This window comes from Halalkalibacter hemicellulosilyticusJCM 9152, assembly GCF_000513115.1.
In the GTDB taxonomy this organism is placed as follows: Bacteria; Bacillota; Bacilli; order Bacillales; family Bacillaceae_D; genus Halalkalibacter; species Halalkalibacter hemicellulosilyticus.
Map to the genome: position 1 here is coordinate 102,996 of NZ_BAUU01000005.1, position 25,691 is coordinate 128,686.

At 36.2% G+C, this 25,691-nt stretch carries 21 protein-coding genes and 1 pseudogene; 20 read left to right on the forward strand and 2 right to left on the reverse strand.

Annotated features, from left to right (window positions below; translation table 11 throughout):
- Positions 1-159: 159 nt before the first annotated feature.
- The 4 genes from JCM9152_RS04245 to JCM9152_RS04260 are packed head-to-tail and all read left to right on the forward strand — an operon-like array spanning position 160 to position 4,737.
- Positions 160-1,242: an extracellular solute-binding protein gene (locus tag JCM9152_RS04245; RefSeq protein ID WP_035341332.1), complete on the forward strand. Its 1,083-nt coding sequence runs from the start codon at positions 160-162 to the stop codon at positions 1,240-1,242.
- Between the two features lie 21 nt (positions 1,243-1,263).
- Entirely contained in the window at positions 1,264-3,033 is a 1,770-nt protein-coding gene (locus JCM9152_RS04250; RefSeq protein ID WP_235715617.1) for an ABC transporter permease, read from the forward strand.
- The gene (locus tag JCM9152_RS04255) at positions 3,017-4,114 is read left to right on the forward strand and encodes an ABC transporter ATP-binding protein (RefSeq protein ID WP_148296430.1); all 1,098 of its coding nucleotides are present in this window, start codon (positions 3,017-3,019) and stop codon (positions 4,112-4,114) included. Before JCM9152_RS04250 ends, JCM9152_RS04255 begins: the two co-directional genes overlap by 17 nt.
- Positions 4,111-4,737, forward strand: a complete 627-nt coding sequence (locus JCM9152_RS04260; protein WP_052015553.1) for a metallophosphoesterase family protein — start codon at positions 4,111-4,113, stop codon at positions 4,735-4,737. Before JCM9152_RS04255 ends, JCM9152_RS04260 begins: the two co-directional genes overlap by 4 nt.
- A gap of 99 nt (positions 4,738-4,836) precedes the next feature.
- On the opposite strand, the gene JCM9152_RS04265 is transcribed toward JCM9152_RS04260, so the two are convergent.
- Entirely contained in the window at positions 4,837-5,202 is a 366-nt protein-coding gene (locus tag JCM9152_RS04265) for a DUF4870 domain-containing protein (RefSeq protein WP_235715618.1), read from the reverse strand.
- A gap of 416 nt (positions 5,203-5,618) precedes the next feature.
- Here JCM9152_RS04265 and JCM9152_RS04270 point away from each other — a divergent pair, with 416 nt between their 5' ends.
- The 14 genes and pseudogenes from JCM9152_RS04270 to JCM9152_RS04335 all read left to right on the forward strand — a co-directional run bounded on the left by JCM9152_RS04270 (position 5,619) and on the right by JCM9152_RS04335 (position 21,969).
- On the forward strand, positions 5,619-7,889 hold the full coding sequence (locus tag JCM9152_RS04270) for a sensor histidine kinase (RefSeq protein ID WP_035341334.1): 2,271 nt from the start codon (positions 5,619-5,621) through the stop codon (positions 7,887-7,889).
- 1 nt (position 7,890) lies between these two features.
- A complete protein-coding gene (locus tag JCM9152_RS04275; protein WP_035341337.1) occupies positions 7,891-8,508 on the forward strand; it encodes a response regulator transcription factor in 618 nt (205 codons plus the stop codon).
- Between the two features lie 109 nt (positions 8,509-8,617).
- Positions 8,618-9,634 carry an AvrD family protein gene (locus JCM9152_RS04280; RefSeq protein ID WP_035341341.1) on the forward strand — a complete coding sequence of 339 codons (1,017 nt, stop codon included), beginning with the start codon at positions 8,618-8,620 and terminating at the stop codon, positions 9,632-9,634.
- Entirely contained in the window at positions 9,627-10,352 is a 726-nt protein-coding gene (locus JCM9152_RS04285; protein ID WP_235715619.1) for an AAA family ATPase, read from the forward strand. Before JCM9152_RS04280 ends, JCM9152_RS04285 begins: the two co-directional genes overlap by 8 nt.
- A 32-nt stretch (positions 10,353-10,384) precedes the next feature.
- Positions 10,385-12,313: an MMPL family transporter gene (locus JCM9152_RS04290; protein ID WP_035341343.1), complete on the forward strand. Its 1,929-nt coding sequence runs from the start codon at positions 10,385-10,387 to the stop codon at positions 12,311-12,313.
- A 14-nt stretch (positions 12,314-12,327) separates the two neighbouring features.
- Complete coding sequence (locus JCM9152_RS23635) at positions 12,328-12,684, forward strand: MMPL family transporter (protein ID WP_173402059.1); 357 nt, start codon at positions 12,328-12,330, stop codon at positions 12,682-12,684.
- Positions 12,685-12,914: 230 nt separating this feature from the next.
- Positions 12,915-13,778, forward strand: a complete 864-nt coding sequence (locus JCM9152_RS04300; RefSeq protein WP_052015573.1) for an MBL fold metallo-hydrolase — start codon at positions 12,915-12,917, stop codon at positions 13,776-13,778.
- A 431-nt stretch (positions 13,779-14,209) separates the two neighbouring features.
- Positions 14,210-14,641: an Rrf2 family transcriptional regulator gene (locus tag JCM9152_RS04305; RefSeq protein ID WP_035341350.1), complete on the forward strand. Its 432-nt coding sequence runs from the start codon at positions 14,210-14,212 to the stop codon at positions 14,639-14,641.
- A 117-nt stretch (positions 14,642-14,758) separates the two neighbouring features.
- The gene (locus JCM9152_RS04310; protein WP_035341352.1) at positions 14,759-15,661 is read left to right on the forward strand and encodes an NAD(P)/FAD-dependent oxidoreductase; all 903 of its coding nucleotides are present in this window, start codon (positions 14,759-14,761) and stop codon (positions 15,659-15,661) included.
- 74 nt (positions 15,662-15,735) lie between these two features.
- Positions 15,736-16,518 carry a MerR family transcriptional regulator gene (locus JCM9152_RS04315; RefSeq protein ID WP_235715620.1) on the forward strand — a complete coding sequence of 261 codons (783 nt, stop codon included), beginning with the start codon at positions 15,736-15,738 and terminating at the stop codon, positions 16,516-16,518.
- Between the two features lie 261 nt (positions 16,519-16,779).
- A pseudogene (locus JCM9152_RS04320) lies at positions 16,780-17,603 on the forward strand (polysaccharide deacetylase family protein).
- Between the two features lie 85 nt (positions 17,604-17,688).
- Positions 17,689-19,434, forward strand: a complete 1,746-nt coding sequence (locus JCM9152_RS04325; protein WP_035341354.1) for a methyl-accepting chemotaxis protein — start codon at positions 17,689-17,691, stop codon at positions 19,432-19,434.
- A gap of 725 nt (positions 19,435-20,159) precedes the next feature.
- A complete protein-coding gene (locus JCM9152_RS04330) occupies positions 20,160-20,399 on the forward strand; it encodes a glutaredoxin family protein (RefSeq protein ID WP_035341357.1) in 240 nt (79 codons plus the stop codon).
- Between the two features lie 91 nt (positions 20,400-20,490).
- On the forward strand, positions 20,491-21,969 hold the full coding sequence (locus tag JCM9152_RS04335; protein WP_035341359.1) for a family 43 glycosylhydrolase: 1,479 nt from the start codon (positions 20,491-20,493) through the stop codon (positions 21,967-21,969).
- A 216-nt stretch (positions 21,970-22,185) separates the two neighbouring features.
- On the opposite strand, the gene glf is transcribed toward JCM9152_RS04335, so the two are convergent.
- Positions 22,186-23,292 carry a UDP-galactopyranose mutase gene (gene glf, locus JCM9152_RS04340; RefSeq protein ID WP_035341361.1) on the reverse strand — a complete coding sequence of 369 codons (1,107 nt, stop codon included), beginning with the start codon at positions 23,290-23,292 and terminating at the stop codon, positions 22,186-22,188.
- 268 nt (positions 23,293-23,560) lie between these two features.
- On the opposite strand from glf, the gene JCM9152_RS04345 reads away from it, so the two are divergent.
- Positions 23,561-24,445, forward strand: coding sequence for a LysR family transcriptional regulator (locus tag JCM9152_RS04345; RefSeq protein ID WP_035341363.1), 885 nt, complete (start codon positions 23,561-23,563; stop codon positions 24,443-24,445).
- 208 nt (positions 24,446-24,653) lie between these two features.
- The gene (locus tag JCM9152_RS04350) at positions 24,654-25,670 is read left to right on the forward strand and encodes a glycosyltransferase family 2 protein (RefSeq protein ID WP_035341365.1); all 1,017 of its coding nucleotides are present in this window, start codon (positions 24,654-24,656) and stop codon (positions 25,668-25,670) included.
- Positions 25,671-25,691: the final 21 nt, after the last annotated feature.

Below are 25,691 nucleotides of genomic sequence, written 5' to 3' on the forward strand. Positions count from 1 at the left end.
CCCTTCATGTCGGTTTAATTACTAACAATAGATAGTATCTATTTTAATTTAAATATAATAGATTTTATTTAATGTTTTCTTTAAGATTGTAACAATCTGCATTTACAAAGCCCTGATACTATTTAGAGGAGAAAGAAATATGAATCTGGAGGGTGAAAGATGTTAAAAGAAAAACTGTTAAAAAATTTATTGCTCATAGTTGTTTTGTCATTTGGCCTATTAGTTATGTTTGGGTGTGGAAGTGAAGCGAATACGGATGAGGAGGTAGCAGAAAAGGAAGATGCCCCTAATATGAAAAGTAGTAATGTTTCAGAAGAGCCTTTAATCGTCTATGCTAATGACTTTACAGATGAAATCGGTCCACTATTTGAAGAAGCAACTGGTTATCAAATCGAAGTCATTCACGGTGGTGGCGGTGAAATTCTTGCAAGAGTTGAGGCGGAACAAGGCAATCCGCAATGGGATGTTATTTGGATGGATGGACATGCTTCATTACATAGTCTTGCAGATAGAGGGATGTTTCTAGAAGGCTGGGAGCCTCAGAACCTTTCGCAGCTTTCGGCAGAAGGAGAAAGGTTCTTGCCTAGTACGAATGCTTATTTTCCAACAGATATTCACGCTGCAGCAACATTAGCTTACAACAAAGATGCGTTTACACAAGAGACAGCACCAACAACATGGCAAGAGTTTTTTCAATTAAGTGAAATAGTCGGTATGGCTGATCCTGGTGTGGCAGCACCAGCTTATCCAGTTGCTTCTTGGTTTTTTTATGACATGGGGATGGAAGAGGCAAAAGTCATGTTTGATGAGATGTTTCAAGAGAATCGACTACGTGTTTATCCAAAAAATGGTCCACTCGGAAGTGCGCTAGTAAATGGGGAAATAAAGGCTGCTGCCCTGCAGGAGCACAACTCCTATGGTTTAAAGCTAAATGGAGAAAATATTGAAATTATTTGGCCTGAAGAAGGAGTTCCAGGATCAGTTCGCGTCGCTGCAATTGGAGAGCATTCGGAAAACATCGAAATAGCGAAAGCTTTTGTTGAATTTCTATTAGATATGGAAACCCAAAATCAACTAACACAATTGGATGATACGGGTAGCTTCTTTACGCCATTAGCAGAAGGGGCAGCGGTTAGACATGATCGAGAAGTTAATCCTAACATTGTCGTTCCAGATGTCGAGTGGGCCTCAGAACATGAAGCAGAAATTAAACAATGGTTTGCCGATCGAGCTGTACAATAATGCTGGAAAGGGATTTAAATAATGGATGAGTATATACAAAATTTTATAAGAATGAAAAGCTGGACATCTCTTTTCCGAGCAAATTATTTAGGAGTAGGGGTAACCCTGCTCCTATTTATTCTTATCTTACTGCCGCTTATAGCAGTATTAATTCAAATTTTTCTACCGGGGGTTTTTTGGGGAGAAAGAGACTTTATTGGATTTTCAAGTGTTCTCGAAATTTTTCATCGGCCACTTTGGTTACATTCATTGAAAAATTCTCTTGTTTTAGCATCAGGGACGGCCTTTTTTGCAACATTACTTGGCGGTTGCTTAGCTATGGTACGAACATTTTGGGCCTTTCCAACAGCGAGGTTGCTTGATATAGCCGTATGGGCATTGCTTATTACACCTTCCTTTATTATCGCCCAAGGGTGGATCTTATTTGCGAATGGGAATGGTTTGGCCTATCAATGGTTTGGTTGGGAGTGGGTGTCGGCTTTTGTGTTTCAACCATTTGGTCTTATTATTGTGATGACGCTAAGTAAGTTTTCTTTGGCATATTTAGCAGTGGCAGCAGCACTTGAATGGAATGTGAAGCGTTATGAGGATGCGGCAAGGTTATGCGGGGCCAATCCATTTGTACTGTGGCAGAAGATTCATATTCCAATGCTATTCCCGGCCTTTTTAGCGGGATGGGCACTGGTTTTTATGGATACTATTGGAGATTTTGGCTTACCATCTGCATTAGCTACTGTTTATCGTTTTCCGACACTTCCTTATTCTATTTATACGGCGATTCATACGTCACCTACTCGATTTGACCAAGCTGGTGTTTTGGCATTTTATTTAGTGGTCATCCTTATTTTGGCGCTATTATTTTTATTCCTTCTCATGAAAAAGGCAAAATTCGATTTTTTAAATGCTCAAGCTGTGAGATTTCAACCTAGGAAATCGAAGAATGCTACATGGTTAATGGCTGGGAATTTACTGTTCCTTCTTATTATAATAGGGGTTCCTATCGGTTCGAGCTTTTTCATTTCAATAATGGATAGTATGAGTGGAGGCTTGGCTATTAGTAATTTGACATTTCAAAACTATTATACGGTTCTTTTTGTAGATTCCCAGTTTCTAACGAGTTTAAGAAATTCAATATGGATTGCATTTGTTGCAGCAATCATAAGTGTGATCATTGGCTTTTTTGTTTCTTATGTATTGTTTTTCACAAATTTTCGTTGGAAGGGATTTATCCAATCAGTATCACTAATCTCATTAGTAGTTCCGGGCGTCGTTTTAGGGATAGGATATATTTTTATTTGGAATCAGGCGTGGTTAGAAACGATTAATCTTCATCTATATGGTACACCTTGGATTGTCGTATTAGCAGCTATTGCTGGAGCTATTCCATTTGCAGTTCGATTACAAGCTGGTGCTTTTGCAAAGGTGCCCGCGAATATGATGCATGCGGCGGCTCTTCAAGGTGCTACGAGGACGCATAGTATGAGGTTTATTATTTTACCGTTAGTACGTAGCTCCCTTATCGCAGCAGGATTAGCATCGTTTGGTACAAGTATTTTTGATTTAGCAATTACGAAAATGCTATATCCACCAAATTATCAATTAATTCCGATTACCATTGATAAGTCATTTGAACAGCTTAAGTATGGATACAGTACAGCAGCAACAATTGTTAGCGGAACGGTTGTTTTGCTATTTATAGTGCTTGCCGATCTTCTGTTGAAAAGATGGCTTGTAAATGATAATGAAAGCAATACAACGAAAGGAGAAAATGAACATGACTATGCTTCTTAAAGTATCCAATCTTAAACAACGCTATGGTAATGTATATGCTTTAAATGATGTTAATTTTACTATATCAGAAGGAGAAATTATTGCGATACTAGGTCCATCAGGTTGTGGGAAATCGACTTTGCTACAACAAATTGCAGGAATGCAACAACCATTTATGGGAGAAATAAAAATGGATGAAGTTGTTGTAGCAACGAATCAATATCAACTTGCATCAGAGAAACGCCAGGTTAATATGGTCTTTCAAGATTATGCACTTTGGCCACATATGACTGTTTTCGAAAATATAGCGTTTGGTTTAAAAAGAAAGAAGCTATCGAAACAGGAAATAAAAGATAGGGTGGAAGAATTGGCTTCTTTAATGAAGCTTGAAGGATTGTTGGAAAGATTACCAGCTCATTTGTCAGGTGGACAACAGCAGAGAGTAGGAATTGCACGGGCATTAGCAACAAAGCCTCGTCTCTTGCTTATGGATGAACCACTTTCGAATTTAGATGTAAAGCTTCGGATAGAAATGAGGCATGAGCTCTCTTTTTTATTAAGAAAGTTGAATATTTCTGTACTCTATGTAACACATGATACGGATGAGGCCTTTGCAATTTCTGATCGAATGATGATACTTAAGGATGGGCAGGTTGAACAGTTTGATACACCAAGAAGCGTGTTTGAAGCACCAGCTTCACCTTGGGTTGCCCAATTGTTGGGTTATATTAATGGTCTTCAAGGAGAAGTTGTTCCTACTATTGAAGGGAAGGAAAAGGGAAGTGTGCTTGCCAAAGTTCATACACAATTCGTTTCTGGTAATCAGACTGGAGATATAGAGCAAGGGGATGTTGAAATTTTCTTTCATCCAGAAGAAGTGATGATATATGTAGAGAAACCGAATGTAGCTCCTGAATTAAATCTGTTAATGGGCCAAGTACATCACGTTGTCTATGAAGGGTTACGTTGGCGTGTGTTTGTGAAGATTACGGAAGGGCCAATCGTCACGGCATATTATGATACTCCTATAGATCCTAACAAGGATGTATGGATGACATTTCCTACAAATAGAACCTTTCTATATAGGAGCACATATATTTGAGCGGTCGTTTATTCGTTATGTCCGATATTCATGGTCATAAAACGATGCTACATCGGTTATTGCAAATAGCAAACTACGACCCTGTACAGGATACTCTCGTGTTACTTGGAGATTATGTACATAAAGGCCCAGAATCATTAGAAACACTACATTACATTCGTCAATTAAAAAATAATGGAGCGATTGTTATAAGGGGTAACCATGAAGATAAGCTGATAAAAGGGGTTAAAAATGAGATTGAGTCACCACTAAGTCCAGAGTGGTACCGTTTTTTATCTACTCTTCCATATTATTATGAAGACCGTCAATTCATCTATGTACATGCAGGTATACGGCCAGGGATTCCATTAAAGCTTCAGGCAATTGAGGATTTGACAACGATTCGAGAGGATTTTTTCTTCAATAGAAGTAAATTGCCGAAGCCTGTTATATTTGGCCATACACCAACGTATCGATTAGGGGCATCGATAGGAGAAATTTGGATTGATGAAGATAAAGTTGGAATTGATACGGGTGCTGGGGAAGGGCTGTTTTTATCATTAATTGATTTAACTTATCATGCGGTATACCAATGCAATTTAACAACTAAGCAGATCGTTAAGAATACAATAACAATAGCTTAAGTTTCAGCTGGATGATGTTGTTAAAAAAAAATAAAAAAACGGATTAGGCATAAAGCCTGATCCGTTTTTTCATTATTATGCTAAAGTATATCCATTCAACTACACAGATTTCTCAATTTGGTCTCTAGCCATTTGTCCTACAAAAGGTAGTTGGAATAAACTCCCTTGGTATGCTTTGTACATGCAATAAAGCCAAAGGAATAAACAAATAGGTGTGAAAAATAACGGTAAGATTACTCCTAGAATTGGAATCATCCCTACAACGAAGCCGAAAATGAATAAAATGGCCCATAAAAAAATAGATTGAAAGGCATGGTAACGTATAAATTTGTTCTCTTTCTCAATTAATAAAAAAATAATTCCCGTAACAAAACCAGCTAGATAGCATAGTGCACCAGATACATTTTGTGTCATCCCTGTGGATGTCTTCTCTTCCTTAGTATTCATTTGTTTTTCTTCTTCCACTGTAATCCCTCCAAATTGAATTTGCTCACAATAAATAATGATGTTTTTCAGGTGAGTGATGAATGAAAAAATATTTGTTCAGTATTCACCTTAATAAAACAAAATTATTTAATTTTTTCATAATAGTATGACAGTATACATATTGTCAAATATCGCCTTAATCGTAAAAGAGATGCATATTTGATTCTTTAGACCTAGTTGTCGAGGAGTTATCATAAACTAGATGATCACTAAAGATAAACGCTCGTTTAAGAATGATTTCTATTTGATTTGCTTTAGTCTGATTTCTTCGATCATAATCATTTTCGAGTGTTTATGTGTAAAGTATTAACAAAGATACTGACATTTTTTACTATTTAGTGGTAATATAATAATAGTTTTCAAAAAACACAGACTTCTTTATTAGGGAGGTTACGTTGAATCTACTAAATAAAAGTAAAAAAAATTTATTTGTGTTAGTAGTTATATTATTTGTTTATTTGTGCTTTTTTGGTGTTTTTGCATTTCAAGTTTATCAATTTCCCTTTCTAGGTATTAAATTGTCACCGATTGAAGAAATATGGAAAGTTGATTCATTAATGGCATCAGGGATTGGCAAAGAAATAGGTATTAATAAAGGTGACGTTGTAGTAGAGGTAGACGGGGGATCCTCAACGGAAAATTTCATTATAAAAAAGTGGCTTATCCTAGAACAGGCAAATTCGATAACAATAAGCCGTTTAGGTAAAACGAGTCACATTGACATTGAATATACTGGAAGGCAAAATCTCGCATTTTATTTTATTATGGTTCTTTTTTCCCTAGTGTTTCTAGGTTTGGGAATCATGACTTTTTATAAAAGGCATTACTATATATATAGTAAATATTTTTTATTGTTTAATATATCGATGGCAAGTGTATTGCTTGCTGCTGTACCATCGAACCTTGGTTATTTATCGGCTCGAATCATGTTTTGCTTTGGACTAATATGGATGTCATTCTTTTTAATTAAGTTTATTATGTATTTTCCAAAAAGTATTGTTGAATTTGTTTTAGTAAGGAACATAGGGAGGGGCTTCTTTCTAATTTGTAGTAGTTACTCTCTATTAGTCTTGATCCATTTATTTTTTGAAATGCCCATGATGGTAAAAGATTTATTGATCAAAGGAATCATGACACCGGCTCTTTTATCATTATTGGCGGTATCTCTTTTATTGGGGTTTGTTACGAAACCTAAAGTAAATAAGAGAGAGCAATATCAAGTGAATATTTTACTTTTATGCTCCTTGTTAGGGTATTTACCTACTATTGTTTTTTATATGATTCCAACCATCCTAAAGGTGAATGAAGTTTCTTTTGTAAGTACTACTTTTTTTCTAGCCTTGTTACCGATTGCTTGCGCTTATATTATGTTAAAAAACGGAAAAATTAGTATTCGATATCAAATTCCTAATTCGATTATTACGTTCTTTTATGCATTTATTGTGGTCATTGCATTTTATTTATTTTATCGTTTTCAAGATATCACTGGTCATATGATATTTATCTTTTTCTTTTCTTTTTTCTTTTTTTTTGTTGTGCAAAGCGTCTATCAATCTGTCATTAGTTGGAACACGAATCGATCGATAAGAGATAAAAATAAACGTAAAAACGAAAGTCAAATCATAAATGACTATGAACAAAGTACAATGATGTATGATCTTATACAATTGATTTTGGAAGAAATGAATCGATTATATAGGTCAAGCAACTATATTGTCATATCGACAGATTGTTATGTGAGACATAGTCTTTCAAATAAAATAGATAGTCAAGAGTTACATCGAATAAATGTAAACAAAAAAGGGGAGCTAATCATACGAGGAGCTTTACAAGTACCATTGCAGGAGATAGTTCCTTTATTACACGGAGACGAAAAAGTTGGATATCTTTTGATCTTTGGTACGAGTAAGAGTGATGATAGAAGTTTCATTCAGCCCCATGTTCAACAATTAACCAACATAGTTTATTTTATTTCACAATATAGGAAGGTTAAGGTTGAATATGAGAGATTACTAAAAAAAGGTAAGAGTAATTATAGTATTGAAGATGACTATCATTTAATTGAAAATATTGAAGAGGAAAAGGAGAAAATTTCTCAGTATTTACATGATACAGTCATTCAAAATATCATCTTTGTTTTACGTGATTTAAAAGAGAACGTAGGAACTAGAAAAGGTATGGAGCAAATGGTTGAGAGTTTAGAAAATACATTATACGACTTACGTAATTTGTGTTTCGACTTATATCCAGCAATGGTTGAAGACGTTGGCTTTAAAAAAGCAGTGCATTATTTAATTCGTGAAGTTCAAATAAATACAGATGTAGTGATAATGGTTGAGTATGAAATGTTTGTTGAAAAGAATTTATCAGTACCTATTAAGGTTGCTACATTTCGCATCATTAAAGAATTAGTCAATAACGTAATTAAGCATGCCCGAGCGAAGAAAGCGATGATTTTCATTTCGATGGATGAAGATGTGTTATTGGTGAAGGTAGTAGATGACGGTATTGGCTTTGTGAAGAAAATACCGGAAAAGAAAAGTTTTGGACTTTATTCAATAAAGAGAAAAGTAGAGTCATTAAGAGGAACATTTCATGTCTCCTCAAATCAAGGAAGCGGGACAACGATAACGGTAAGTGTTCCTATTTCTTTAAGAGGTGAATAAGATGAGTGAGCGAATTAAAGTGGTAGTCGTTGACGATCATCAGGTTGTATTGAAAGGGTTATTATCATGGTTAGAAGAAGCGAGGGAAATAGAAGTTGTTGGTTCCTTTAGTTGTGCAATTGAAACCTTGTCTGCTCTACCAAGTCTCCAGCCTCACGTAGTGATTTCGGATGTTCGTATGCCTTCTATGAATGGACTTGAATTAACCGAGAAAATTGTTGAACAATTTGGTAGTACCATTAAAATCGTATTATTATCTGGGTTTTATAGTGAAGAATATCACCTGTCTGCTCTAGAAATGGGAGTTAGTGCGTTTATGCCTAAAGATTCATCCTATCAGCAAATTTTAAATGCTGTTATTCAAAGCTTTTTAGGGAATTGTATTATCCCTCCCGATCTGTCAAAAGGATTAAAAGATACTAGGTTAACGAAAAAGGAAAAAGAAATTTTAAATTTAGTTGCGAATGGAAAGAAAAATGATGAAATTTCACTTTTGCTTAATATCAGTCGCAGAACAGTAGAGCATCATATAACTAAGATATTTCAAAAGCTGGATGTGGACTGTCGGGTAAGTGCTGTTATGCAAGGGATCAAACAAGGGATAATTGAAGAATTTTAGTTTAACATTGCGGAAATCCGCAAAAAAAATTGTGAAGTCTACCGATGTGTATGTCGGTAGATTTTTTTATACTAAAAATTGTAAAAGACTTAGGAAAGGGTGAAAAGTGATGAATCAAACTTTATATGCAAACATTGATGATATTTTAGGAGAACAATGTAAACGTTTCTTTAGTTCTGGATACAAGCTTGTTCAGCATCAGCTTGAAGATATTCAAGTAAATCCTACTATTCAAAGTACTTCAGCACAAGCATCGATTTTTTATCCAAGTGATTGGTCAAAAAAGACGGATGATACAGATTTAAAACCACATTTAAGTACATTAGATGCCTTTGTATTGTCGTTACATTTAAACTCTCTTTTTATTAGTTCGATTTATAACTTAAATGAATCACAAAAGAAGCATATTTGGATTAGAAGCGTTAACATGAAATCTGGTTCTGCTGCTTTATTTAATTTAGAGAAAATAAAAGTCCAAACGAAATTAATAAAGACGGAAACTAGTGTAGATTCTCTATGTGGGCACCTTACAACGTTTAAAACGCAAATTGAAAATATGACAATTGAAATGGTGATTGATCATTACGTTGGTGTTTATGATTTCGATGCAAAAAGATACAACAAGATAGAAGATGCAATGAATCAAGTGAATTCAAGCTATTACGGATCTTATTATAGAGAATGTACAAGGGATTTGTTTGATGTTCAGATTGACACCGAAAAAGAAAAAATTTCAGCATGGATTAAAATAAACTACCCTGACCGTACAAATATCTCTGATGGAATTTCGTCGATGTACTATCCATTCTATACACCTATCGATACTTTTGTTTGTGCCGCTCAACAAATTCAAGCATTGTTCTATTTGCTTGACGGAGTAAAACGAATTAATTCAAATAATTTATGGATGAGAGAAATTAAGTATGAATGTAAACAACCTATCTACAGACCAAGTGGTTTAAAACAGACTGTCTCATTACTTCGTTCAAGGGTATTAAACCGAAATAATAGTAAATGGAGAATTGCCGAGTTTGGTTGTGAACTAGATTCATTTCCTACATTTTTTAATATAAATGTGAGTGTAGCTCACGAATTACCAATGGAAGTAGAATTGAAAAATGAGTAGAAAAATTCGAATTGCTATTTCAGGAACGTATTCGACGGGAAAGTCAACAACTACTGAAGCCCTTTCTTTACTAACAGGAATCCCACGAACGTATGCAAGAACAATGAGAGAATTATTACCTGTTTATATTCCAGGCAAAACATTGGAGCAGTGCACACCTTTTGAACTGTTTGAATTAGGTATGAGGCGGTTTAATGAAAGAGCTGTTAACGAATCGAAAGAAAAGGATAGTTACATTACAGATGGATCTTCAATTCATGAATATGTGTATGGCTTAGCAAGGTTAAAAACAGGGATGAATCCAAATGCGTCAAAGGTAGAACAATTCTTAAGTCGAATGAAAATGTTGCCTTTTAAGAAGATAGTTGAAGGTGTCAATAATAGCTTTGGACAAATTGCAAAATCTCATGCAAAAGAAAATTATGATGTTTTTATTCATTTACCAGTGGAGTTCCCATTACAAGCTGATGGACATCGTCCTTTTAATGAATCTTTTAGAGAGATCTGCAATGAATTATTGCTAGAAACCATTAATGAACTAAATATCGAAAGTTATGTAATAAATGGAAGTATCGAAGAACGTCTAGAAAAAATGATCGACATTTTTTCATTTGAGCCAGTGATGAGCATAGAGAATGCGGTAAATGAAGCTAAAAGAAGAGTGAAAATTGCGACGAAAGAAAAAGAAAAACCAATTCCATTACTTGTTTCAATATGATTTGAAATAAAAACTAGAAGGTGATAGAGCAGATGAATAGCTTTAGTGATAAATGGACTAATTTATTATTTAGATTCAGATGGGTGGTTATTGTTGGGTTTGTTGTAACGGTAATAATTGGAGGGTATGTTGGTGATAAATTACCGAATGTATTAAGTGGTGGTGGTTGGGACGTTGAAGGCTCTCAATCATTAATGGCAAAAGAATTAGTTTCAGAGGGGTTTGTAGGAAGAGGAGAGGCTAATTTGACGTTAATTGTTCATGACGATGAGTATCAAGTCGGATCAATTGAATATAGCCATAAGTTGGAGCAGTTAGTTAATTATTTAAGACAACAAGAAGAAATTGAAACGGTATATTCGTGGTTAGATGCACCTGAGGAAGTTAGAGAGAATATGGTGGGGGATGACGAGTATACAAGTATGGGGTTTGTTGGATTAAGTATTGATGAAGGAAGAGCGATCAATATACTACCAGATATTCAAGAGAGTTTTATAGAAAAGGCAGAGGAAATTGGACTAAATGCTTATATTGTTGGTGTTCCTGCATTTTGGGGGGATGTTGCCGTTTTTAGTCAGGAAGGCTTATTAAAAGCAGAGTTACTCGTTTTACCTCTAATCTTTTTAGTGTTACTTGTTATTTTTCGAAGTTTAGTATCAACGGTTACAGCATTACTTGTTACGATTATATCAATTGCTTCTAGCATGGGTTTTATATATTTTACTGGACTAAATTTTTCTTTATCAGTATTTGTAACAAATGCAGTTATTATGTTGGGGCTAGGTGTTGGTATTGACTATTCATTAATTATGATTCACCGTTTTAAATTAGAATTACTAGAAAACGGTAATAATAGTAAAAAAGCGGTCATTAAAACATTGAAAACGGCAGGACATACAGTGTTGTTTTCAGGGATTACTATTATTGCAACAATGTCAGCCTTATTTATTGTAGATCTTTCTGCTATTAGGTCAATAGCATTTGGGGCCGTACTTGTTGTCTTAATGGCCGTATTAACGAGTCTAGTCTTATTACCTGTTATCCTATTATTACTCGGTACTAAAATTAATGCTCTAAAAATACCTTTTGTACCACAACCAAAAAATGAGTTAAATACGAAATGGTATCGCTGGACACACGGAATTATGAAAAGACCATTTTTATTTATGAGTCTATCAGTAGTCATTTTGCTGTTTTTGGCTGTACCAGCGTTAGATTTAAAAACCTTTACACCAGATGAAAGGATCTTACCAAATGAGTCTCCTGTTAGGCAAGGAATAACGTTAATTGAGGATTCGTTTGGTGTAGGTGCGACAAATCCAATCTCAGTAGTGATTCATGCAGAAGAAGGAACAATTAATACAAAGGAAAATTTGGAGTACATTGAAAGGTTAACAAGTGAAATTACTCAGCTTGATCACTTAACAAATGTATTTTCGCTGTTTACTGTTTTAAATCAAGCAAGCTCTGATGAAATTATTACTCTTCTTTCTGAGAATATTGATAGTCTTTCGGAACAAAATCAATTAGTTATTCAAAGATTTATAAATGAGTCACAGACGACAGCCGTTATAGACATTGACGCAAGTGTGTATGCTGCAAGTGAAGAAAGTCTAGAGGTTGTTCAAACAATTGATGAAGAGCTAATTGCCAAAGCAAATCCACCAGAGGGCATAGAAACCTATATTGGTGGGCAAACATTAGAAGGTCATGAAGCGAATCAAGTAATTGAAAGTAGTTTAATTCCCGTATTAGTAACAATGTTGATTATTGTATATTTTATTCTATTAATCACTTTCAGAAGTGTATTCTTACCTTTGAAAGCAATTGCCATGAACTTATTATCGGTAGGTGCAACATATGGGGTGTTAGTATTTGTTATCGCATATGGGAACGGGGCAAGCTACTTGGGATCGAGGCAAATGGCTATATTCAAAATTTCGTTCCTGTTTTATTACTAGCCTTACTTTTCGGTTTGAGTACAGATTATGAAGTGTTTGTTTTAAATCGCGTTAAAGAGGAGTATGAAAAAAATAAAAATAATGAAGAAAGTGTTGCAATTGGTCTTAACTCGACAGGTCCTATTATCTCAGGTGCTGCTATGTTAATGATTGCCGTATTCGGAGGATTTGCATTATCGGGAATGTTACCAATTCAAACGCTCGGTTTTGGAATGGCTGTCGCTATTTTTATTGATGCTACTCTTGTAAGGTTTATTCTTGTTCCAGCTTCAATGAAATTATTAGGTAAATGGAACTGGTGGTTCCCGTTTGGTCATGCCAAACAAACAACTACAGAAGTTAAAAATAAACGAATGCGACATATAAACTAAAGAGTTAAAAAAGACGTCTTTTAGGTAAGAGAATCAAACGGATTGTTGCAGGTTCAAAAGAAGAGCGTTATCTCCATTTGTTACACGTTTACCTAAAAGAAGTGCACGTTCATATCATTTCAAACACTTATAGCGGCAACACACGTCTTAACTAAGGATAGAGGCTATCGCATTAGAGAGGTGAGTATGTGGGAAATGACGAGCAGTTTGTTGGAGTAACGAAGGTGAGAATGCGTGATATCATGAAATGGCAGGCTGAAAGATGGTTAAAAAGAAAGGATTTATCGTACAAAGTACCACATACGAAGAAAACAAAAATACATGAGATATATAGTAATCGTGAATTTGGAACGATTACTTGGATTGGACATGTTACTTTTCTTATTCAATTATCAGGCTTAAATATAGTGACTGATCCAGTATGGGCCTCACGTGTTGGCTTTGAAAAACGGTTATCGAAGCCAGGGATTATGTTAGAAGATATGCCTGAAATTGATATTGTACTCATCTCACATAATCACTATGATCATTTACATTTCAACTCAATTTATCAGTTGAAAGGTGATCCGCTTTTTTTAGTTCCAAAGGGGTTGAAACGTTTGTTTCTCCAGAAAGGGATAACAAATGTTAAGGAATTTAATTGGTGGGATTGCATGTTGCATAAACAGCTAGAATTAACGTTTCTCCCAACACTTCATTGGTCAAGGAGGTCATTGTTAGATTTAAATAAGTCTCTATGGGGGGGATGGATGGTAAAGGAGAGGAGTAAAACCATTTTTTTCGTTGGGGATTCAGGGTATCACCCAATTTTCAAAAAAATTGGTAGAAGCTATCAAATTGATTATGCTCTAATACCAATTGGTGCGTATGAGCCAGAATGGTTTATGAAACAGCAACATGTGACTCCCGAAGAAGCGGTTCAATGCTTTCAAGAATTGAATGCATCTACTTTTATTCCTATGCATTATGATGCTTTTCGTCTTGCTGATGACACCCCGAAAGAGGCGTTAGATCGTTTAAAAAAGGCATGGAATAAGCGTAAGGGATCAAAAAAATTAATGATTTTAAAGCTAGGGGAAACACTAGATTTATAGGATTTATTAATTTTAAATTATCGTATACATAAATGTATACTTGAAGATTAAGTGAGCCTATTTGTTTTAGTAGTAGTGGCTGTCATGGGTAGAGACAGGGACAAAACCCTCCTCTGAACTGAAAAAGCCGGTGAAATTTTGCGATAAGTAAAATTACACCGGCTTAAAAGTGGCTGTCACAGATTCGTTCCATTGCGCTTCAGCCACTAGCTTTTTCGCGGGGGAAAAATTTTATTGCTGATATTAAATTTGATATTTTTTCTAAAACATCTTTTTTTAGGTTACGGTGCTTTTGCGAAGGAACTATCTCATGTTTTATGATTCGAACAATGTATAACGGCAAAACAAAAAACTTGAAACGAAGTTCAGGATCAAATATAATCAATTAAAGACATTAAAGGTCTATAAATGTTCTAGTAGAGGTGACAACTATGAAATATTCAAAAGCGACTAATTATGCTCTACACACCATGGTTCTCTTGACGTTAGCGCAGAAAGGGAAAGCAGTTGGAGTTGAACAGTTAGCGACTGCTCAAAATCTTTCAGCAACTTATTTGTCTAAAATATTGACCAAGCTCGTGAAAGCAGGGCTAATTGAATCGGCTCCAGGGGTGAAAGGTGGGTATAGTCTTGTTAAAAGGTCTAGTGAGGTTTCTTTTTTGGATGTCATTTATGCAATTGAGGGAAACACGACTTTATTTAGTTGTTCGTTAGAGCATGAAACGTGGTCTAGGAATGAAGCTTGCTTAATTGAAAATGTGATGATAGAAGCAGAAACAAAAATGAAGGATGAACTAAGTAAAAAGACAATTGTCGATATTGCGAAAAAGATCGCTGCTCAGAAGAAGCACTGTGTTACTTGATCATGAGCTTAATGTGGCTTACTATGTGACGGTTACATAAGGGTCAAAAATTTTTGGAGTTATTATAGATATTAAATATCTATAATAGATTTATTGATGATAATGAGGAGGAGTAATATGTTATTAGATTGCGTTATTATCGGTGGTGGAGCAGCTGGCTTAAATGCTGCACTTGTACTCGGAAGAGCGAGAAAGAATATCGTGTTAATTGATGAGGATAAGCCTAGAAATGCAGTTACACAAGAATCGCATGGGTTCATTACGAGAGATGGGATTAATCCGTCTGATTTTAAAAGGATAGCGAAAGGAGATTTAAGCAAGTATCCAAGTATTAAGATTCAAAATAAACGAGTGATTGATATTAAGAAGGAAAATCAAGCGTTTTTGATCGAGACAGCAGCAGGCGAACCTCTCCGTTCTCGGAAGGTCATATTGGCTACTGGTCTTAAGGATAATCTACCTACTATCAAAGGCATTGATCAATTCTATGGTAGTAGCTTATTTAGCTGCCCATTTTGTGATGGATGGGAGTTAAAGGATCGTGCATTAGTTGTCATAGCAGAAAATGATCATGCCTTTCATATGATAAAGATGATTTATAACTGGAGTACAGACTTAGTTATTTGTACGAATGGGAAAGATATTTTAACACAAGAGCAAAAGGAACAACTAGAAGCGAAAAATATTCAATTAATAGAGACTGACATTATCGCTTTACGAGGAAGCAATGGTCAGCTAGAAACGGTTCAATTTAAAAATGGTAGTGAAATAAAAAGAGAAGGCGGGTTTGTTGGAACTGGATTAAAGCAATCGTCAGCATTAGCAGAAGCGCTAGGTTGTAAAATGAATGATAGAGGTGGAGTAGAAGTCGATCCATTTGGACGAACGAATATTGAAGGTGTGTATGCATGTGGAGACATGACAATTTCACATCCTGCACAATTAATTATTGCTGCAAGTGCAGGGAGTAAAACGGCTAGTGGTGGTGTTGTTGCTGATTTGGTGAATGAAGATTTTTAAGTTTTTGTTTTGTGCTCTTGCGCATTCCGTTACGTTCCATGCTAATCTTGAATTATGACATGGAGAAAGGGTGTATGATGATGAATGAAGAGCAGGCTTTTACGATTAGTGAGTTTGGACGACGTGCGAGAATTACAGTGAGGACGTTACGATTTTATGAAGAGTTAGGTTTACTTGTTCCGACTCAGCAAAATCGTTCTGGGCATCGTTTGTATGGTATGGGAGAGTTGACGAGACTTCAGCAGATTCAGTCGCTGAAATTTTTGGGTTACTCTTTACAAGACATTAAAAATATTCTATCGGATGAAACGATTTCTACATTAGAAAAGTCTTTACCATTACAGCATAAGCTATTAGTCGAAAAAAGAGATGAATTAAATCGCGCGATTGAAGCAGTGGAACGAGTTCAATCCTTCATTAAAGCAGATAAGCCTATTACGCCAACCGTTCTAACGTCATTATTGTATCAAATCGAGCATGAGGATGACCAAAACGAATGGATCAAAGAAAACTTTTCAGATGATGTGGCCGATTGGTATTTCTCTCTTTCGAAGGAGCAACGAAAACAAATGGATGTGGAGATGTTAGATATACTAGCATCCATTAAGCGATTAATAAAAGACGGTATCCCTCCGCAATCACAAGAGGCGTTTGACGTTCTAATTAAGTTAACAGATGTAGCAACAAAGCATGTAGAAGATAAAGAGGAGCTTGCTTTGCAGCTTGAGCAAATGGAAGAGTTAACGGATTCGGACATGATAGATTTTCAATTTCCTAGCTTTTGGACAAAAGAAGAAGAGGCTTATTTAATGGAGATTGGAAAGGCGATGGAAGCTATGTATCGTGAGGGAAATTGAGTAATATTGAGTTCAAATTGTTTTAGAAGTTAAGAATTTAATGAAGGTAGCTTTAAATGGATTAAGCTCGTTATACGTTCCACTTTCATAAGAACTTAAAACCGCTGTAACGGCTCCGCGCAACTCTTAAAGAGCACCGAAAAAGTTGAAACTAAACTTTTCCAGTTCTTTTTGGCTGCGCGTTTTTTTCTTATAAGCAGGGAAATAAGCGCACTCTATCGAATGGTTTGATGCACGTCTATTAAAATCGAGGTGATCTCTATGCCGAAAGTGATGTTAGTATTTCCAGAAGGGAAGCATAAAGTGTTAACGATAAGTTACGATGATGGCAAAGGTGCCGATCGAAGGCTCGTTTCATTATTCAATCAATATGGACTAAAAGGAACGTTTCACCTGAACTCAGGTTTAATGGGTATTGATGATCGAATTGCAATAGATGAAGTAACTGAACTTTATGAAGGTCATGAGGTATCTGCACATACGGTGACCCATCCTACTATTGCTAGATCTCCGAAAGAGCAGCTTATAGAAGAAATTATGAATGATCGTAAAGAGTTAGAGTCTGTCACAGGCTATACGGTTAGAGGATTGTCATATCCAAATGGATCGTATAATCAATTGATTAAAGAACTATTGCCGTTTCTCGGTATTGAATATGCCCGTACGTTCATAGTACGGGTACATTTTCAATGCCTGATGATTTCCTTGAATGGAATCCAACCTGCCATCACAATCATCATTTAATGAAGTTTGCTGAAGAGTTTATAAGCCTTCATAAGCAGCAATATTTGTATATGTTATATGTTTGGGGGCATAGCTACGAGTTTGACAACGATATGAATTGGGATATGATTGAATCGTTTTGTAAATTGGTTGGCGGGCGTGAAGATATTTGGTATGCAACAAATATGGAGATTGTTGATTATTTAAAAGCTTTTCGGAATCTTAAATTTTCAGCTGATAGTCAATTTGCCCTTAATCCTAATGCACTATCTGTTTGGTTGAATGTGGACGGAATCATTTATGAGGTAAAAGGCGGAGAACAAGTAAGGTTAAGTGAGGACAGTCGTGTATCTAAAATATGATGATACTATCAACGGATTATTGATAGGTATTTATTTCCTAGATCAAATATACTAATAGAGATTATGAATCTAGGAGTTGACGACTTTGCGTAAATCAATTGCGAATCGAATATTATTTATACTGATTTTCTTATCGTTTCTTTTTACGCTGAATACGACATTAAGTGGGATCACGAATTCACAAGTGCAGCTTTCGGCAAACTTGATTTCTGATTCTTTTATTAACTTAGAGTATGAACAGGTAAAGCTTGCTAAGGAAATGGGGCAGTTAGAATTAGCCGTTCAAAGGTATGTATTAGATGAGGATTCAAACAATGCATCGATATCTGATCTGATGTTAACAAGTATTGAACAAACGACTACTAGTAAGAATGAAATCGCTGACATCACTGCGGATTTTTCTCAAAAGGCGATGAATCAAGATCTTCAAGAAGCTTATGCTCCTTATCAGGAAAATTTAGAAGCATACTTAGAACAAGCGACTCAGATTGCTGAATTCATCAGGCAAGGGGATAGACAAGCGGTAGATGGAAGTTATGCAGCATTTGAAACGACAGCAAATGAAATTATGACGACGGAAAATCATTTCCAGACAGTGCTAGATGGAAGCATTGATCATGAGGTGCAACTAATTAATTCACGGGTGAATCGTTCGACGGCAATTATTATGTCCATGGCTGCGGTTTTTATCGTGTCAGTTGCAGTTGCTTTCTGGTTGTCAGTGAAATCGATTATTCAACCTTTGAAAAAGGTAAATGGAAATCTTGGGGGAATTATTGACAAGCTAGAACGTAGTGAAGGTGATTTAACAGTACGAATTGAAAATCGTTCTAAAGATGAAATCGGACAAATTGTTATCGGAATTAACCGCTTTTTGGATACGTTGCAAAACGCGATGGTTTCAATCAAATCGGGCTCGCATTTAATAAAGAAATCTACAGAAACAATAGAAGTGAATATTACAGGTAGTAAGGATTCGACTTCGACTATTTCAGCTTCCTTAAATGAATTATCGGCAAGTATGGAGGAAGTTAGTAGCACATTACAAACAATTGATTATGGAGCTCAAGAGGTTCTTACTGAAGCGAATGAAATCGCAGCTGATGCACAATCGAATTCAGTTCAGGTTGACAGTATCGTTGAACGTGCGGATCAAGTTCGTACGAAATCAAATGAAAGTAAGCAACAAACCGAAAAGATTATTGCGGATATTCAAGAAACGATGGAAACGTCCATTAAAAATAGTCGTTCTGTAGAAAGAATTAATGAACTAACAGCCAATATTTTAGAGATCTCATCTCAGACGAACTTGTTAGCTTTAAATGCATCAATTGAAGCTTCAAGAGCGGGTAATGCAGGCAAAGGCTTTGCTGTTGTTGCTGAAGAGATACGGAAGTTGGCGGAGAGTACACAAGAAACAGCGAATGATATTCAAACGATAAGTACATTAGTAACAAAATCGGTAGATGAACTAGTCGGGAATGCGAATGAAATTATAGCTTACATAACTGATAAGGTATTAACTGATTACGATGGTTTTGTTGATGTTGCGAATGTTTATAAGAAGGATGCTGACAATATGAGTGAGATGCTCGATCATTTTAGCTCTAAGGCAGCAGATTTAAAGCGTATTTCGACTAGTATGGCTGAAGGAATACAAGGTATAACGTCAGCAGTAGAGGAAAGTGTAAATGTGGTGATACATTCTAGTGAAAATACCAATAGCCTGCTTGAATCGATTACACATATTGCGAATGAGGCTGAGCGAAACAGCGAAATTGTTAATGACTTAAATAGTGAAGTGAATCAGTTTAAGAAAGTTGAATCCTAACGAAAGGCACTGAAAAGTTTTGTTTTTTATTTTTTAGGTGGCTTTTGAGCAATGAGCGAAACCGTTGCCTGTTGATATGAGTGGGTTTCTCGTTTCAAGCGAGCAATGGATGAAGCGGGTGGTGTGGCTTCGTACGTTACAGGAACATTCAGATCAACTCAAAACCATTGTAACGTCTGTCTAAGACGCACGCTACCACCTTTTTCTTAGCTTCCTTTGTCTCTCTCCGATGGATAGAAGAGTGGTGGACGGAGATGGGGCGTATAGGACACGTGCTGTATGCGGTTCCTCATTCCGCTATTTTTCATTTATTTCACTTTTTCATGTTGTTACGGTTCCTCATTCCCTTATTTCGGCTTTTATGGCTCCTTTTGGCCTTATTTAGCTCAAATAGAGGCATGAGGATTCTCTTTTCTTCTCAGGAAGCGACGTTTCCCCAATTTAAAGGAATGAGGAATCCCTTTGTCATTTGTGTGCTACTTTTGTCTCTTCGATGGACAGCAAAGGCGGTGGTAGGGGGCACATAAGTCACGCGCTGTAAAAGATAAGGGAGTATAAAATCGAGGAAGAAATGCGGGAAAAGCATAGAGGGTGTTGGCAAACTCAAAGGAGAGCGTCGCCTTCGTACGACGCTTAGAGCTTCTTCTGTGAGCACTAGAATTAACATTCTTTTTCTTGATCCTGTATAATACTCACTACATAACTTATGAGAGGTGGCAATTTAAGTGAGTAAACAAGTGATCGTCTATTCAGCTGATGGCTGTGTAGAATGTACGTATGTGAAACAAATGCTAGAGAATGAAGGGATTGCTTTTGAAGTAAGGGATGTACTAAAGAATCGTGAGTATCAAAAGGAAGTTGAAAAGTTTGGGTTTATGGGAATCCCTGTTACGGTGTTGGGTGATAGAGCAGTGAAAGGGTTTAATCCTGACTTAAAGGAAATTGTAGAGTTAGCTAAAGGATAAAGACACTTATTAGTATGTTACATGGCCCTTCATGTAAGGTAGTCCCTTTCATGAAGGGTTTAAAGTGATGGAGAAAAGGTGGTGAGGAGAAATGAAGAAACGTCAGGCGTTTAATCCATATTTACCGAGCTTTGAGTATATTCCAGATGGCGAACCTTATGTATTTAATGACCGACTGTATGTTTATGGATCACATGATCGGTTTAATGGGAAGCTTTTCTGTTTAAATGATTATGTTTGCTGGTCTGCACCTGTAGATGATTTAAGTGCTTGGCGATATGAAGGGACAATTTATCGAAAAAAACAAGACCCGATGAATCGACTAGGCTTGTATCAAATGTTTGCACCTGATGTAGCGAGAGGGGCAGATGGAAGGTATTACTTATATTATACGTTAGGTTTTCGAAGTGTGATTGGGGTAGCTGTGTGTGATGAGCCTGCTGGTGAGTATGAGTTTTATGGGTATGTCAGCCATAGAACCGATGGTCGGAAATTATCAGAAGAGTGGGGAGCTCCTTATTTATTTGATCCTGCTATCTTTGTTGATGATGATGGGAGAGTCTACTTATATTATGGTTTTGCACCGAAGAAGCCTGTTCCGTTTTTTCTTACAGGCTGGAAGAAGAAGGCCTTTAATGGAGGATATGTTATTGAGCTTGATTCTGATATGAAAACTGCTATATCAGAGCCTAAATTAATTTTTTCAAAAGTCGGTCATGCAGAGGGTACGGGATTTGAAGGACATGAATTTTTTGAAGCAAGTTCAATGAGGAAAATAAACGATACGTACTATTTTATTTATTCCTCGATAAATGGTCATGAGCTTTGTTATGCAACGAGTAAAAGTCCAACTCGTGATTTTGTTTATGGGGGAACGATTATTAGTAATGGGGATTTATACATTAATGGCTCAAAGAAGGACCAAGACGCGTTAAATTATATCGGGAATAACCATGGAAGTATTGTTGAAGTTGAAGGGCGATGGTATGTATTTTATCATCGACAAACGAATCGTCATCATTATTCAAGGCAAGCGGCTGCGGAGCGTATTGAAATAGAAGATGATGGTTCTATTGAGCAGGTAGAAATGACAAGTTGTGGTCTAAATCAAGGTCCTTTACGTGGGGAAGGTAAATATGAGGCAAGGATAGCTTGTCACTTAATGTCGCGTAATGGAGCAGGTCGGTATGGCGTTTATTTTGGTCATGTGACTTTTAAAGACCACCCTTATTTTACCCAAAGTGGTAAGGATCGTGAAAGTCGGTCAACACAATATATAGCAAATATGAGAGATGGTGCGAAAGCAGGGTTTAAATATTTTCAACTAGATCATTTAAAAGAAATCTCTGTAAAGGTTTGTGGTCAGGCAGTTGGATTTATATATGTGTCAGATTCAATGGATGGGGAACCATTCGCGAAAATAGAAATTGAACCAAGTAAAGAATATCGCCAATTTCGTACGAATACAAAAGTTGAAAATGGAGTGAAGGCGCTGTATTTTACCTTCAAAGGAGAAGGTGCGCTCGACTTTCATTCATTTGAGTTAATAGCATTGGAGGCCTCCTGCTAGGTCTCATCAAGAGAAAAAAGACGAGATAACGTAAAAGCGAGGCTGGGACAAAACAAAAGTGTTTAGCTGAGAATCCGAACATTTAGATAACGTAGCGAAGTATATTTCAGGAGTGGTGAATGTGCTCCACTCTAGATTTATTCGGTATTTCACTTATGAAAATACTTTTGTCCCAGCCCCATTTGTTTTTCTTTTTCGATCTTACCTTTCATCTTGTTAATAAGTGATAAATTCCTTTTGTACGGTTGTTAAAGCAGCAGCGATCACTTGATGCATGTCATAGTATTTATAGGTCGCAAGTCGACCGCCGAAAATGACATTTGTTTCTTTGTCGGCTAATGCTTTGTATTTTCGGTATATCTCGTTATTGTGGGCATCATTAATAGGGTAATAAGGTGTATCGCCAGGCTCCCATTCTTTCGGGTATTCCTCTGTAATGACAGTTGTGTTTTGTGTACCAAATTCAAAGTGTTTATGCTCAATAATTCTTGTGTAAGATGTTTCTCTATCGGTATAGTTAATAACGGCATTCCCTTGATAATTCTCTATGTCCTTTAACACTTTCGTTTCAAAGTGCAAGCTACGGTAGTCTAACACACCATACTGGTAGTCATAATATTGGTCAATCATCCCGGTAAAGACAACTTTATGTGCTAATGGTTCTAATTCATTTCTATTTTGAAAAAAGTCGATGTTTAATTTAACGTCGATCCCTTCTAGCATTTTTTCAATGATAGAAGTGTAGCCCCCGATAGGAATTCCTTGAAAGCGATCATTGAAATAATTATTGTCATACGTAAAGCGAACAGGAAGCCTTTTAATAATAAAGGCTGGAAGCTCAGTCGCGGCTCGTCCCCATTGCTTTTCCGTGTAGCCTTTAATGAGCTTTTTATAAATGTCCGTACCGACTAGAGAAATGGCTTGCTCTTCTAAATTGCTAGGATCTGTTATTTTAGCAGCTTCCCGCTGCTCTTTGATTTTTTGTTTTGCTTCAGCAGGAGTCGTTACACCCCAAAGCTTATTAAATGTATTCATATTAAAAGGGAGATTGTATAGTTCCCCTTTATAATTTGCGATAGGAGAATTGGTGTAGCGATTAAATTCAGCGAATTGATTAATGTAGTCCCAAGTGGCTTTGTCATTTGTATGGAAAATATGTGCGCCATACTTATGTACATGAATATCCTCGATTTTCTCAGTATACACATTGCCTCCGATATGATCACGCTTGTCTATGACGAGGCATGACTTTCCTCTCTTTGTAGCTTCATATGCGAATACGGAACCGAATAATCCAGCTCCGATAATTAAATAATCATACATGCGAATGTCTCCTTTATGTTCTGGTTGAATAGTTTGCATTTGTTTGCACATTTTCATTTCTTTCTTATTATATCAAATATCCTTTTGTTTAAAATACAAGCTTATTTACGTTTCACACGTAATCTAATAGAACCTTACGTTAGCAAAAGTTTAAGCTTTCGTAGCGACCGTACAAAGAGCGACTATGGAAATAACAGGAAAGTAGTTTGATATAAAGGAAGTACGGTGCTATACTAGCTTTACTAGCATAGGATGTGTATATGGCGTTATGAATATCGAAGTGTTGCAACATTTTATAAAAGTTTACGAAAAGAAAAGCGTGAATTCAGCGGCAAAGGAATTGTTTATTACACCACAAGGATTAAGTAAAACAATTAAACAATTGGAGATGGATTTGGAAGCAGAGCTTTTCACGAGAGGACCGCGCGGAATGGAAGCGACCGAGTGTGGAGAACTTTTGCATGCGCGTGCAAGGCATATATGTTACTTAGTGGAAGATATAAAGAAAGAAATTAGTATTATTAGTGGAAAAAAAGGTGTTTTAAATGTTGTGATTTCTTATTCAGCAATGACGATTATGCCTGTTGATATTGTGTATCGTTTTACGGAATTAAACCCTGAGATTACTCTGAAGTTAAGGGAAGTTCCAGATGAATATCCGATTGAGAGTATGCTCGAAGAAGAGGTTGATGTTGGATTGATTGTCGGGGACGGTGCGGATATTATTGATTGTGAGTATGAATTAATTGGTCATGGAGAAGTCGTTGTTGTGGTATCAAATGAACATCAGCTAGCTCAAAAAGACGAGGTGTCATTATGGGAATTAAATAAGGAAACACTAGTCATAAAGGCACCAGTTAAAGGGAAAGAGAATGTATTTGTTGAAAAATGCTTAGAGTTTGGATTTACGCCAAATGTGAAGCATGAATTTGGAAATGTATTAACAGCTCACAGGTTGTGTCAATTACAAGGGTTAGTGGCGATTTCGAACGACTTTACAGAGAATTCTCTCCAGAATGAGTGTATAAAGGTACTTAAATTAAAGGAAAAGATACCTCAAAATGTATATTTGATTACTAGAAAAAGAGGGATGCAATCTAATACGGTATTAAGCTTTCAAACGTACATACGAGAAATGAGTCAGTCGTTATGATAGGGATCACCTTCATACGGCTTTTTATATCTTAACAAAGTTTTAAGTTTGTTATGAAATTGTAAAAAAGAAGGGTAATAAACATAAAAAGCTAAGAAAGTCTCTATCTTAAGTGATAAAGGGGTTGTAAAATGAATGAAGAAGGTGTAGAAATGTTTCTTAGTTTAGTAAGAGCCTGAAAAGGACGAAATGTAAAGGTAGTGTGCATATGAAACTATTATCAGTAGTTATACCGTGCTATAATTCAGCAGAGTATATGAGGCATTGTATTGAATCTCTTTTGCCTGGAGGAGAAAATGTAGAGATTCTGATAGTGAATGATGGCTCAATGGATCAAACAGCTGCGATTGCAGATGAGTATGCGAAACGCTATCCAACGATCATCAAAACGATACATCAGGAAAATGGGGGGCATGGTGAGGCTGTTAATGCCGGTATCAGACATGCAACTGGGTTGTACTTTAAAGTGGTTGATAGTGATGATTGGGTCGATATTAGAGCCTATTTGAAATTACTAGACACTCTTCAAAGTCTTGTAGAAAAAGAGAAGAAAGTTGATATGATTGTCAGTAATTTCGTTTACGAAAAGGAAGGCGCCACTTATAAAAAGATTATAAAATATGATAAGGTTCTTCCAGAAGGTAAAGTGTTTACTTGGAATGAGATGAAGAAGTTTCCGAAAGGGAAATATATCTTGATGCATTCCATCATCTATCGAACTCAGCTGTTAAGAGAGTGTGAGCTAGAGCTACCGAAGCATACGTTTTACGTAGACAATATATACGTGTATACACCTCTTCCATATGTAAAGACTATCTATTATGTGAATGTTGATTTCTATCGATATTATATTGGACGAGAAGGACAATCCGTTCAGGAAAGCATCATGATTAAAAGGGTCGACCAACATATTAAAGTGAATAAACTTCTTATTGAGTCAGTACAGATCCATGAAGTTGAAGATGAGAACCTTCGACATTATCTGTTAAAGCATTTAGAAATTGTAACGGTTATTTCAACCTTCCTGTTAATTAAGTCTGGGACAAAGGAAAACCTTCGTAAGAAAAAGGAGCTTTGGAAGTATATAAAAGAGCAGGATACACGTTTGTATGGCTATTTAAAATATGGCTTATTAGGGCCAATTGTTCATCTCCCCGGTCGTCCAGGTCGGATGGTTTCGGTTGGGGTTTATAAAGTTTCCAAAAAATTAATTGGGTTTAATTAATAGAGATACTCTTAACTTACA

Excerpts from the sequence above, each read along its gene's own strand:
- JCM9152_RS04245 (WP_035341332.1), top strand. The coding sequence starts at position 160 with ATGTTAAAAGAAAAACTGTTAAAAAATTTATTGCTCATAGTTGTTTTG.
- JCM9152_RS04250 (WP_235715617.1), top strand. The coding sequence starts at position 1,264 with ATGGATGAGTATATACAAAATTTTATAAGAATGAAAAGCTGGACATCT.
- JCM9152_RS04255 (WP_148296430.1), top strand. The coding sequence starts at position 3,017 with ATGACTATGCTTCTTAAAGTATCCAATCTTAAACAACGCTATGGTAAT.
- JCM9152_RS04275 (WP_035341337.1), top strand. The coding sequence starts at position 7,891 with ATGAGTGAGCGAATTAAAGTGGTAGTCGTTGACGATCATCAGGTTGTA.
- JCM9152_RS04280 (WP_035341341.1), top strand. The coding sequence starts at position 8,618 with ATGAATCAAACTTTATATGCAAACATTGATGATATTTTAGGAGAACAA.
- JCM9152_RS04285 (WP_235715619.1), top strand. The coding sequence starts at position 9,627 with ATGAGTAGAAAAATTCGAATTGCTATTTCAGGAACGTATTCGACGGGA.
- JCM9152_RS04290 (WP_035341343.1), top strand. The coding sequence starts at position 10,385 with ATGAATAGCTTTAGTGATAAATGGACTAATTTATTATTTAGATTCAGA.
- JCM9152_RS04300 (WP_052015573.1), top strand. The coding sequence starts at position 12,915 with ATGCGTGATATCATGAAATGGCAGGCTGAAAGATGGTTAAAAAGAAAG.
- JCM9152_RS04305 (WP_035341350.1), top strand. The coding sequence starts at position 14,210 with ATGAAATATTCAAAAGCGACTAATTATGCTCTACACACCATGGTTCTC.
- JCM9152_RS04310 (WP_035341352.1), top strand. The coding sequence starts at position 14,759 with ATGTTATTAGATTGCGTTATTATCGGTGGTGGAGCAGCTGGCTTAAAT.
- JCM9152_RS04315 (WP_235715620.1), top strand. The coding sequence starts at position 15,736 with ATGATGATGAATGAAGAGCAGGCTTTTACGATTAGTGAGTTTGGACGA.
- JCM9152_RS04335 (WP_035341359.1), top strand. The coding sequence starts at position 20,491 with ATGAAGAAACGTCAGGCGTTTAATCCATATTTACCGAGCTTTGAGTAT.
- glf (WP_035341361.1), bottom strand. The coding sequence starts at position 23,292 with ATGTATGATTATTTAATTATCGGAGCTGGATTATTCGGTTCCGTATTC.
- JCM9152_RS04345 (WP_035341363.1), top strand. The coding sequence starts at position 23,561 with ATGAATATCGAAGTGTTGCAACATTTTATAAAAGTTTACGAAAAGAAA.
- JCM9152_RS04350 (WP_035341365.1), top strand. The coding sequence starts at position 24,654 with ATGAAACTATTATCAGTAGTTATACCGTGCTATAATTCAGCAGAGTAT.